An 11,116-nucleotide genomic window follows, 5' to 3' on the forward strand; every position below is an offset into this window, starting at 1 on the left:
GGCAACACGATTAGATATTATTAAGTGGTTACTACTTTAAAGAAATGAATACCCATGAGTTTTTTAGAAAATAAAACAGTATTAATTACTGGTGCTACTTCAGGCATTGGCCGGGCAGCCAGCATAGCCATAGCTTCACAAGGGGCTCGGATCATTATACTGGCCCGTAATCCAGCGAAAGCAGAAAAACTTTTAGCAGAACTTCCCGGCCAGGGCCATTTATTTTTTTTATGCGACATGATGTCCATAGGTGACATTAAGCGTGTGACAGAGCAGATAAAATTATCGGTTAGCCGGCTCGATGTTTTAATAAATAATGCCGGAACCTGGTTTAGCGAAAGGCAGCTTACCGCAGAAGGGCAGGAAAGAACGTTTGTTGTCAATTATCTTTCTTATTTACAGCTGGCTTTACAGGTAAAAGACTTATTGCTAAAAAGCCAACACCCACAAATCATTAATACCGCTTCGTTTTATCATCAGCAGACTTTCCATATTAATGATATTCAATTGCAGCATGGGTACTCCATGAGTAAAGCTTACGCCTTGTCCAAACTTTACGTCATTCTTATGACCAGAGCGCTGGGTCAAAGGTGGAAAGCCAATCAAATTGTGGTGAACTGTTTCGATCCGGGATCGGTCAATTCTAACTTTGGAAGCGGTCAGGGCGGCTGGATGGAGCCATTGCTGCGATTTCAGAAATGGTTATTCGGGAAAACCCCATTGGAAGGTGCAAAGCCACTTATTCATTTAGCATCATCAATTCCTGATTTGGCTGTAACCGGGCAATATTTCCAGGATACAAATGTGGCAGAGCCGTCAAAAACCGCACAAAATGATACGTATGCCCGTCAGCTATTGGATTATAGTCTTGAATTGCTGCGAGAAATTGACATTGCAGTACCCGAAAAATTGTAACAGTATTTGGCGGAAAATGGATCAGTACTCGCAAATACTTAAAATCAATTTCAATTTTTATAATTCCTGTTATCTTGTTTTTTTGAACGAACAAAAAAGATCAATAAGACAATCAGGTAAGGAACGCAAAATAGTACACCTGGCCAAGGCTCATCCCAACTTGCAAACAATAAAAATAAGACAAACATGCATGGTAGCAGAAAAAAACTTAGCGCCTTATATAGGGTGTTAGTTCTAATATGTTCCTGAAGATTCAATAAAATGGTAAAGCTTGAAAGAAAAAAACAGAAATTAATACCGATAGCGATACCATAGGGTAGGTTTTTAAAATCTGTATCTGCTTTACCAATCAAACCGGTAGATTGCAGCACAAACACACCAATCAGGCTAAGCACTGAAGCTATGAAAAAACAGAACACAATTATCTTCAAGTATTTCATGGTTTGACGATTAATTTTAATTCGATATCGGTCAAGCGGCAACTTATGGAAGCGCTACCACAAAACAGATATTTTGAATTGGAAGGCAGATAATGATTTCAGGCATACATGCTTAAAGCAAAGGTAGGAGTTTCCGCTCTAAAAACTGCTCGAAAGTGGTAGCTGTAGATGCCTCTATGGTGCGAGGTGTGGCATATGCCCCATTTGGATCACCCAAGGCAAAAAATAAATCCATTAATTCCTGCTGTACACGCGCAGACAATCCCCAGCTGTTTAGCTGCGCTTTAACTTCTTCACCAGATTGCTTTACATACTTAACTGGCTTAGCTATCCGGGCGGATAAGCGAGACGCTGCCTGCGTTAAAGTGATATTTTCAGGCCCCATGAGGTTTAATTTCCAATGTCCTGCCCAGGTTTCGTCAATCAGGTAGCGCGTGGCCACCTCAGCAATGTCATCTGTACTCACGAAAGGAATATCATGCTCGCTATCGTAAGGAAAAGTAAAAGTTCCTTTCTCAAGGATATCTTTTGCCTGTAGTATAAAATTTTCCATGAAATAACCTGGCCTTAAAGCCAATACATTAGCGTCCAGCTTGTCAAAAGCAACTTCCATCTCACCACAATAGCTTACAGTTCCCAGGTTTGGCGAAGTACTTGCACCAAGCGATGAAACAAGAACAACCCTTTTAATTTTGTTTTGATTAACCGCAGCAACCCCTGCATCAGTCACCTTTTGATACCATTCATTTAAACCAGGTTTATTAAGTACGGGAGGAACAAGCCAGAACAAAGCTTCCGCTCCCTCTGTTGCCGCAATTACCTGTTCCGTATTGCTGATATCTGCCACCATCGAAAATCCACCACTAATGTTCAAATCATCTAATCTTTTCAGGTTTTGACCTAACAACAAAGGTGTTGCCCCATGCGAGGCTGTTTGTCTGGCCACACTGCTGCCAATATTACCTGTAGCAGCCGCAATTGCTATTTTCTTCATCTTATTTAGTATATATGTTTGTCGATGATCTGTTGAGCCTGCTCTTTTCTCATCAAAGTGCTTAAAACAGGGAGCACATTCCAATATTCCTTATAGTAAATGAACTTCCCGTTTTCTAATCTGAAGTTGACCACATAATCTTGTTGATACAATGCCCCCGTTGCAGGAACTGTCGTTTCGCCGTGAAATTCTGCCCAATAGGAATCTGGTTCTTTTAATGGATAAACATTTAATGCGGTGAATATAATATCCGGCATATCTCCAAGGATATGATCCAGATGTTTTCTATAGTCATCCATTGTCAGTTGGTAAGCCGAACCTAATGATTTCGCATAAGGATATTCTACTGTTGCCTTTGGATCAAAAAGCGATAAAACAGTTGCTGTATCCTGGTTAAAAGCACTCAATAAACTCAGCAAAATCTGGTGACCAGTTGTATTTTCCGATGTCATAATTCTTACGTTTATGTACAAAAGTAACGTCCAAACTATATATTTGCAATAAGGTACCTGTAAGTGGCATAAGCACTTTAAAGTAATATATGGACGGAATAATCAAAGAACAGCGAGAAAAAAATGAAAATTATTTTAAGTTACAGCAATCTTTATTGTTGAAATCCAGTTTGGATGAAAGTTGTATCCTGAATCAGTCCTTAACGCTCATTGCCAATAAGTGGACATTACTGATTTTGATGGCATTAATGCAAGGCAGTAAGCGTAGCAGCGAATTACTACGGCAAATTCAGGGCATATCGCCAAAAATGCTCAATCAAACGCTAAAAATTTTAATAAATTACGGCATGGTCGTTCGGACAGCATTTCCAGAGGTTCCACCAAGAGTAGAATACGAATTAACAGAATTTGGCATCAGCACCGCAGATCCATTAATGGCCCTGTTAAACTGGTCTGTCTCCTGGGAGCCCCAACTCACAAAGTTGTATAAACAAAATTTTTAAGGTCCACAAATGCCAACAAGGTAGCACAGGAAGGTGATTGGCTACCTTATGTTGCCTTCTTCACAAAGGATTGCTCTTTAAGTATGGTTATTTGGAGACGCCATTTAACAGTCTGCGTGCTGTTAAGCAAATTGTCAAGAACTTATTTTGATGAGAATAGTGGAATGATTTTAATTATAGGCTTACAAGGTTCAATTTTGGCGAATATGTTAAACCGGGCTAATATTTTGCGGCAAGTAAATTGAGCTTGGGTATGGCGATGTTTTTTTGGATAATAATTACAGCGACGTCTCACTCATGATTTTTATTAGCAGTTTGTTGTCAGGATCTATCTTAATTGACTTAATATCATTCTTTGAGAACCCATCCAACTGAAAAATTTGAAGGTTTTTACTGATATTAAACGTTTTTCTCACTATCCGGTTATCCTGTAACATAAAAGCGATATCAATAGGAAAAACGAAAACGTCACCTTCCTGAGTAATCGATAATTCCTTTTCCGTTATAAGGGCGCCAACATGCGGGACCTGTTTACTTTTTATCCAGGGCTCAATGATATGCTTAACATCTGTATCAGCGGCTTCTGAAAGACTTCCTATAAAGAGACTGATGTCCATTTGTTTTTTCGACTGAATGAAAGCTTTTAAACCTTTATCAAAAACAGCCTTGCCCAGCTGATCTCTAAGCATATAAAGAACCCAGACGCCTTTATAATAAGATACGCCATTGTTAGACGCATCGTCCCATAATGATGACTTACCATCGAAGCCGCCTTTGAAGTACAGCGACTTGTAACTGGCCATAAAGCGACTCACTGTAGTATCCCCGAAACTTTTCTCCAATAAATAGGCTTCAGCAAACGAAGCCCAGCCCTCCCTCAAAAAATTTGTAGCTGGCCCTACAGGTCGGGTCCAGGCATGTGCAACTTCGTGCCCAAAGGGAGCTAAAGGAGACATAGCCCTGTTTGTTATAATGAAGCCACCATGGTTTCCGGCAACAATCATATCATTACTTCTGTTTAACCAGATGGGAAAATCTTTGGAACGGTTCTGTACAATGCAAAGATAGCTGCCTTGCGGTTTTCCGAATTTTTCAATCAGCAAGTCGTTTGTCTTTGAAAAGCTCTGATAAAGCGTGTCAGGAGTAGGTTTAAAGGTCTTATTCCCAAAGATTTGAAACTTATAATTCCCCTTATCTAATGTCTTTACCTCCCATTCCTTATCATAGTATATGGATAGCGCAAAAGTAGCATATGGTGATTTAGCGGTTATTATTCTTTGATCATCTACAATACGATCGGTCTGCCGGAGACCAGTGGTGATATGATATGCAGATGGAATTGAGGCGCGTAACTGGAAATCTGCCAGGTCATTGCTACTTGAAAAATTAAAGAACGGATGCCAATAGAACTGCTCCCGAACATGTCCGAAGTTCGAATCAAAATATCCGGAATTCTCATTCTTCGGGTCATTGTCCACTTTTAATGTATAGGCTAATATCAGTTGTTCTTTCATGCCTGCTGAAGACTTTACCCAGAGAATGCCTCCATCAAACACAAAATGAGCCTTTTTCCGGTTAAGTTGTACATTTTCTATCTTCGCCCTGTGGTTAAGCGCCAATAAAAAACCATATTTTTCCCTGGTCAGGATCTCCATGGTATCCCTAACAGCTATTGTTCCATCAACAGGAGCTATCTTCAGGCCGATCCGATGTGCTTTCAAATGGTTTAATCTGTCGACCGGAAGTTTCGATGTCATTACCCAGGTGCCTTTTACAGGTTTGAATACGTATATACCAGAATAAATATTGGAATAATCGGTTTCATCACCGGAATTACCAATAACAAAGGTGCCGGTTAACAATACGAGTGCACTATCTCTGTAAACCTTTACAATCTGGCTTTGGCCTTTTTTCCTTTGATACTTACCCTTTTGCATGGCTAAGATTATTCCTTGCTGTTCGACTAAGGGAAAATTAAGTTTAATATCTTCAATGGTTCCACTTTCAAATGCGTCATTACACCGTTCAACATCATGCTGCAGGTTATTTGCGGTCGACTGGGCGAGGGAAATACTGGAAAGAAAAAGAATAGCAATCAAAGATAAAACGGGCTTCATATTTTTGGTGATCAGGCTTTTAGTTTAACCTCATCATAATACAACTATTTTTATAATTAAAAGGGAGAAATCAACAAATATGAAGGTTTCATCCAATTGAAACCATTAGCTAACTGGATCTAAGATTCGCCGTGGCCTCATCAGATGCATGTTACTTTATCGCAGACGGGTTTATCCTTTGTTCACCTCCTGGAGAAAAGTCGTTTTTTTTGTATCAGCATTAATACTGAACAGTTCATAAAACAGTGCTAATTTTATCAGCAGAGACTAACTAAGATGATGAACAAATATTGGCTTACCGTAACCGCTTGTGCAGTGGCATTTACAGTCAACGCGCAGCAAAAAGCACTTACCCCTCAAGACTATCAGAAAGCAGAAAGTTTTATGGGCTACAATACCGCAAAATTTATTGATAATACAATTTCTCCTCCCAACTGGCTGGCTGGCGATCAATTCTGGTATACCAAAAAAACAGCCAAAGGATTAGAAACCTATTTGGTAGATCCTGCTAAAAAAACCAAGACCTTAACTACAGCATATAGTAATACTTCTGCGCCGGCAGCGAGACGAAGAAGAGATGGTGGAAATGAAGTGATCTCACCCGATGGCAAAAAAGCCATTCTCATTAAAGATTATAACCTTTATGTTAAGGATGTAGCCAGCGGAAAGCTAACACAACTCACCACTGATGGCGTAAAAGATTATGGTTATGCCACTGATAATGCCGGCTGGAAGCACAGTGATGCGCCTATTTTGCGCTGGTCGCCGGATGCTAAAAAAATCGCCACCTTTCAACAGGATCAGCGGAACTCGAAAGACATGTACCTGGTGACCACGAATGTGGGTGCGCCCAAATTAGAAGCATGGAAATATCCTTTACCAGGCGACAAACAAATCCCCACCATCAGAAGAGTAGTCATTGATGTCGAAAACCCAAAGGTAATTGCTTTAAATATACCTGCTGATCCACATCGTGCGACATTAAGCGACGACATTTCCAGCAGCGGAACATTTGACGATATCGACTGGAAAGCTGATGGTACAGAACTGGCTTTTGTTTCCACTTCCCGTGATCATAAAAATGAAAAATTCCGCATTGCAAATGCATCTACCGGAGCCGTTAGAGAAGTTTTTGAAGAAACGGTTAAAACACAATACGAATCCGGCCAGGGTGAAATTAACTGGCGTTACTTACCTGATTCAAAAGAAATTATCTGGTATTCTGAACGTGATGATTGGGGTCATCTATACCTTTATGATGCCACAACGGGTAAATTAAAAAACCAGATTACTACAGGCAATTGGGTGCTGACCCAATTAATTAAAGTTGATCCTAAAAGTCGCACCCTTTATTTTATGGCCAATGGCCGAGATAAAATCAATCCTTATTTTGCACATTTCTATAAAATTGGCTTTGATGGAAAAAACTTAACCGATTTAACGCCTGAACCGGGCAATCACGTGGTAAATTTATCGCCATCTCAAAAATATTTTATTGATACTTATTCTCAGCCTGATGTTCCTGCAAAAAGCATTTTCCGCAGCATGGATGGTAAATTAATTACCGAATTAGAAAAAACTGATGTATCCAGGTTAACCGCAACAGGTTGGAAAGCACCAACCCCCGTTTCTGTTAAAGCAGCCGATAAGAAGACCGATATTTACGGTTTGGTTTTTACACCATCTAAAATGGATGCTGGTAAAAAATACCCGGTAATTGATTACATTTATCCTGGCCCGCAAGGGGGTAGCGTAGGCAACTGGGGCTTTGTTGCCTCCAGAGGAGATCATCAGGCACTTGCCGAACTAGGCTTTATTGTGGTTTTAATGGAAGGAACCAGTAATCCCAACCGTTCAAAAAGTTTTCACGATATGAGTTATGGGAATATGGCCATCAACACGCTGCCTGATCAAATTACAGCCATCAGACAATTGGCTGTAAAATATCCGATTGACACTGCCAGAGTAGGTATATGGGGCCATTCTGGTGGTGGTTTTGCCACAGCAACAGCCCTATTTCGCTATCCTGATTTCTTTAAGGTGGGCATCTCAGAATCAGGCAATCACGACAACAGAAATTATGAGGATGATTGGGGCGAACGCTATAATGGCCTGGCAGAAAACGCGGATTATGAAGCACAGGCCAATCAGAACTATGCCAAAAACTTAAAAGGAAAATTAATGCTTGTTCATGGCATGATGGATGATAACGTACCGCCATACAATACTTTACTGGTTGTGGAAGCATTGGAAAAAGCCAATAAATCTTTCGATTTGGTTATCTTTCCAAACAGCGCACATGGTTATGGATCTTATTCACCATACATGATGAGACGCCGCTGGGATTATTTTGTTCAGCACCTATTAGATGCCACGCCACCTAAAGATTACAAAATGCAGGGCACCGTTGTTCAATAAAGTTTTAAAGTCCCGATTCCTTCGGGACTTTTTTATTGCCCTTAAAATAAAACCAATTACCGGCTAATGAGTTTATCTGATAAGTAATCAAGCCGATTCAATATGGGAAAAACGAGAAGTATAAATAAGGTCATCATTACAGGCACCACCGGCATGGTTGGCGAAGGTGTGCTGATTTGTTGTTTAAACAGTCCGGAAATTGATTCCATTTTAGTGATTAACAGGAAACCATGCGGATATACACATCCAAAACTGAAAGAAATTATACACCAGGATTTCTTCAACCTTGCTCCTATTGAAAATCAGCTTTTGGGTTACAATGCCTGCTTTTTTTGTTTGGGTATTTCATCCGTTGGCGTAGCGAAAGAGCCCTATTATAAAATGACCTATACCTTGACCATGCATGTGGCCGGAACGTTAAGCAGGCTAAACCGGGAGATGACTTTCTGTTATGTTTCCGGTAGCGGCACCAATCCCGATGGCAAACTAAGCTGGCAGAAAGTGAAAGGTAAAACGGAAAATGAATTGACCATGCTTCCTTTTGCACAGGTATATCATTTTCGCCCAGGTTTTATCAAGCCCATAAAGGAGCAGAAATATGCACACACCTTCTATACATTTATCAACTGGCTGTTTCCTCTTGGAAGGGCCATTTCGAAGAATGGATTTTGCACCATGCAGGAACTCGGAAATGCCATGATCAATACCCTCAGCCATCATGGCGGGAGAAAGGTATTGGAAGGAAGCGACATCATCAGGCTGGCGAATGAACCCGCTTAAATAAAAAATGGATAAGGGCTTTTAAACCATTATCCATTTTCGTTAAACCCCGGGTATACTACTTCTTATTGTCTACCTTACGCTGGTTATCTTTGTTTGAGGTTTGATCAGAGCGCTGCCCACCACCGTTGGTAATGCCCTGAATTTTCTTATCCGTTTTAACATCGTGGTTGGCCCGGTCTGCAATTGGACTTCCCTGAACCGTCGAATTGTTTTTTGGTGTTCCTGTATCTTTCATAACTGTAATATTTAGTAAATAATCATTTACAGAGCGCTATTATATTAACCAAGATAAAATCGATAGGTTTTGATTTTTTTCGATTGTCCCCAATATCGATGAAAATTTTATTGTTATTCTCTATCATTTTCAGTTTAATAATCGCTCAATTTCAAATTCCTTCCTCAACAGATACCTGCTCGCCCCCAGCTAACTTTCCATCGCCACCAGCTTCCACCTGAAGAACTTACCTCCTAAATACCTTCCAAACTCAAACATAATTGTATTAAAACGATTACTTGGATTGGTTTTTGTTTAATTCAGGTTTTGATTATTAATTTAGCAGTTCAACAAAACACATCCGTGAAAAAAAATTTATTCTCCCTTGCCATTCTCTGCGCGATTACTTTTTCTGCAGTTGCACAAAAGCAAACCTATTTACAAATGTTAACCAATCAACCTAAATGGGTTGACTCTGTTTTTAATAAACTCAATCGCAGGGAACGGATTGCACAAATGTTTTTTGTACGTGCCCATACCAATCTAGGACAGAAATATACTGATTCGGTTGGACAGGTTATAAAAAGGGAACAACTGGGGGGTGTAATCTTTTTCCAGGGAGGCCCGGTAAGGCAGGCCCTTGCTACCAATGCCTATCAGAAACTAAGCCACGTACCCTTAATTATTGCCAATGATGGAGAATGGGGTTTGGGCATGCGTTTAGACAGCACCCTTGCTTTCCCCTATCAAATGACATTGGGTGCCATTCAGAATAAAGATTTAATTTATAAAATGGGTCAGGAAGTGGCCAGAGATTTTAAGCGGATGGGCATGCAGATGAACCTGGCTCCTGATGCTGACATTAATAACAATCCTAAAAACCCGGTTATTAATTACCGTTCGTTCGGAGAAAACAAATACAATGTGGCCACCAAAACCGGTGCTTACATGAAAGGGATGCAGGATGCGGGTCTTTTAACCACCCTTAAACATTTCCCGGGGCATGGCGATACGGATGTTGATTCCCATTATGATCTGCCACAGCTTACTTTTGGCGCAACCCGACTGGATACCCTGGAAATGTATCCTTTTAAAGAACTGATTAAGCAGGGCGCATCAGGCATTATGATTGCCCACATGAATATCCCATCGCTGGATACCACTAAAAATTTGCCGTCAACTTTATCAAAACCAATTGTAACGGGCATTCTAAAGCAGAAACTCGGCTTTAAGGGCTTGATCATTTCTGATGCAATGGATATGAAAGGTGTGGTTAAATATTTTAAAAACGGAGAAGCTGATTTAATGGGGATTATTGCCGGAAATGATATTCTGGAACTTTCTGAAAACAGCGACAGGGCCATTAAGCTGGTTCGCAAGGCTGTGCGTCAGGGAAGAATTGATATCAAAACCATTGATGAAAGTGTGCGTAAAATTTTAACGGCAAAATATTGGGCAGGTTTATCGCAACGCGACACCGTTGTAACGAAAGGACTCATTGCAGGTATTAACCGAAATGCCAGCAATGCCCTGGTTCAGGAACTTGCCAATGCCTCTGTTACGCTGTTAAAAGGGAAAGACCACATCAAAAACCTGATTCCGATTAGGAGGACAGCGATTATCAGTATTGGTGTACCAACAGTAACCCGATTTCAAAAAGAAATTTCAAAGGGATTTTATAATTCTGTTTATTACGTATTGGATAAAGACGCAACTGCCACCCAGATCTCTAACATTGCCAGAGAGATCGGTGCATTTGATCAGGTGATTGTAGGCATACATGATGCCCGTGCAAGACCTGGCAACAACATTCCGCTTAACGCCGGCGTTAAAAATTTCATTAAAGAATTAAGCGCAAAAAATGCCGTATTTGCCTTATTTGCCAATCCATATAACCTTGCCGGCTTACCAGGTTTAGAAAAGAGCAAAGGTTTGCTGGTGGCTTATCAGAAGGAAGATTACATGCAGATTTCTGCCGCAGCCGTATTTAATAACAGGTTAGTCCCTGCCGGAAAATTACCGGTAAGCATTTTACCGAACTACAAATATGGCGACGGATTGTAAAACCGCCTGCCAGTATCAGGTGGCTATAATAGTTGAAAAGCCGCAGACGCACAGATTAAATTTTGTGCTTTTGCGGCTTATGTTTTTTCATTTGGGGCGGAAAGACAGTATATCGACCAGACTGACGAAGTTTCACAACCTGTATCACGATGAAATTTTTAAGTTGGTTTGGAAGACCGTCACACTGCTGCCTGCATTTTATTCTTTAAGTTTCTC

General features: G+C 40.5%; 10 protein-coding genes. 5 read left to right on the plus strand and 5 right to left on the minus strand.

All coding sequences use genetic code 11. The features are described from left to right. The first annotated feature begins 54 nt into the window (after positions 1-54). Positions 55-915 (plus strand): SDR family NAD(P)-dependent oxidoreductase, encoded by an 861-nt coding sequence (locus OQX64_RS13020; RefSeq protein WP_265819104.1) that lies wholly within the window; start codon positions 55-57, stop codon positions 913-915. A 50-nt stretch (positions 916-965) separates the two neighbouring features. Here OQX64_RS13020 and OQX64_RS13025 read toward each other — a convergent pair whose 3' ends face one another. From OQX64_RS13025 to OQX64_RS13035, 3 genes are all read right to left on the minus strand, one after another. Next, a complete protein-coding gene (locus tag OQX64_RS13025; protein ID WP_265819105.1) occupies positions 966-1,355 on the minus strand; it encodes a hypothetical protein in 390 nt (129 codons plus the stop codon). 112 nt (positions 1,356-1,467) lie between these two features. After that, on the minus strand, positions 1,468-2,349 hold the full coding sequence (locus OQX64_RS13030; protein ID WP_265819106.1) for an NAD(P)H-binding protein: 882 nt from the start codon (positions 2,347-2,349) through the stop codon (positions 1,468-1,470). Between the two features lie 5 nt (positions 2,350-2,354). Next, entirely contained in the window at positions 2,355-2,801 is a 447-nt protein-coding gene (locus OQX64_RS13035; RefSeq protein WP_088299583.1) for a nuclear transport factor 2 family protein, read from the minus strand. Positions 2,802-2,890: 89 nt separating this feature from the next. Here OQX64_RS13035 and OQX64_RS13040 point away from each other — a divergent pair, with 89 nt between their 5' ends. After that, on the plus strand, positions 2,891-3,304 hold the full coding sequence (locus OQX64_RS13040; RefSeq protein ID WP_088299584.1) for a winged helix-turn-helix transcriptional regulator: 414 nt from the start codon (positions 2,891-2,893) through the stop codon (positions 3,302-3,304). Positions 3,305-3,582: 278 nt separating this feature from the next. Here OQX64_RS13040 and OQX64_RS13045 read toward each other — a convergent pair whose 3' ends face one another. Next, positions 3,583-5,421 (minus strand): M1 family aminopeptidase, encoded by a 1,839-nt coding sequence (locus OQX64_RS13045; protein ID WP_265819107.1) that lies wholly within the window; start codon positions 5,419-5,421, stop codon positions 3,583-3,585. 276 nt (positions 5,422-5,697) lie between these two features. Here OQX64_RS13045 and OQX64_RS13050 point away from each other — a divergent pair, with 276 nt between their 5' ends. Both OQX64_RS13050 and OQX64_RS13055 read left to right on the plus strand, forming a co-directional pair. After that, positions 5,698-7,839, plus strand: coding sequence for a S9 family peptidase (locus tag OQX64_RS13050; RefSeq protein ID WP_265819108.1), 2,142 nt, complete (start codon positions 5,698-5,700; stop codon positions 7,837-7,839). A 102-nt stretch (positions 7,840-7,941) separates the two neighbouring features. Continuing rightward, positions 7,942-8,619, plus strand: a complete 678-nt coding sequence (locus tag OQX64_RS13055) for an epimerase (RefSeq protein ID WP_265819109.1) — start codon at positions 7,942-7,944, stop codon at positions 8,617-8,619. A 58-nt stretch (positions 8,620-8,677) separates the two neighbouring features. On the opposite strand, the gene OQX64_RS13060 is transcribed toward OQX64_RS13055, so the two are convergent. Continuing rightward, positions 8,678-8,857 (minus strand): hypothetical protein, encoded by a 180-nt coding sequence (locus OQX64_RS13060; RefSeq protein WP_265819110.1) that lies wholly within the window; start codon positions 8,855-8,857, stop codon positions 8,678-8,680. Positions 8,858-9,199: 342 nt separating this feature from the next. On the opposite strand from OQX64_RS13060, the gene OQX64_RS13065 reads away from it, so the two are divergent. Continuing rightward, positions 9,200-10,900 carry a glycoside hydrolase family 3 protein gene (locus OQX64_RS13065; RefSeq protein ID WP_265819111.1) on the plus strand — a complete coding sequence of 567 codons (1,701 nt, stop codon included), beginning with the start codon at positions 9,200-9,202 and terminating at the stop codon, positions 10,898-10,900. The last annotated feature ends 216 nt before the right edge of the window (positions 10,901-11,116 follow it).

It is taken from the genome of Pedobacter sp. GR22-10 (assembly GCF_026239715.1).
Lineage (GTDB): Bacteria > Bacteroidota > Bacteroidia > Sphingobacteriales > Sphingobacteriaceae > Pedobacter.

Excerpts from the sequence above, each read along its gene's own strand:
- OQX64_RS13020 (WP_265819104.1), top strand. The coding sequence starts at position 55 with ATGAGTTTTTTAGAAAATAAAACAGTATTAATTACTGGTGCTACTTCA.
- OQX64_RS13025 (WP_265819105.1), bottom strand. The coding sequence starts at position 1,355 with ATGAAATACTTGAAGATAATTGTGTTCTGTTTTTTCATAGCTTCAGTG.
- OQX64_RS13030 (WP_265819106.1), bottom strand. The coding sequence starts at position 2,349 with ATGAAGAAAATAGCAATTGCGGCTGCTACAGGTAATATTGGCAGCAGT.
- OQX64_RS13035 (WP_088299583.1), bottom strand. The coding sequence starts at position 2,801 with ATGACATCGGAAAATACAACTGGTCACCAGATTTTGCTGAGTTTATTG.
- OQX64_RS13040 (WP_088299584.1), top strand. The coding sequence starts at position 2,891 with ATGGACGGAATAATCAAAGAACAGCGAGAAAAAAATGAAAATTATTTT.
- OQX64_RS13045 (WP_265819107.1), bottom strand. The coding sequence starts at position 5,421 with ATGAAGCCCGTTTTATCTTTGATTGCTATTCTTTTTCTTTCCAGTATT.
- OQX64_RS13050 (WP_265819108.1), top strand. The coding sequence starts at position 5,698 with ATGATGAACAAATATTGGCTTACCGTAACCGCTTGTGCAGTGGCATTT.
- OQX64_RS13055 (WP_265819109.1), top strand. The coding sequence starts at position 7,942 with ATGGGAAAAACGAGAAGTATAAATAAGGTCATCATTACAGGCACCACC.
- OQX64_RS13060 (WP_265819110.1), bottom strand. The coding sequence starts at position 8,857 with ATGAAAGATACAGGAACACCAAAAAACAATTCGACGGTTCAGGGAAGT.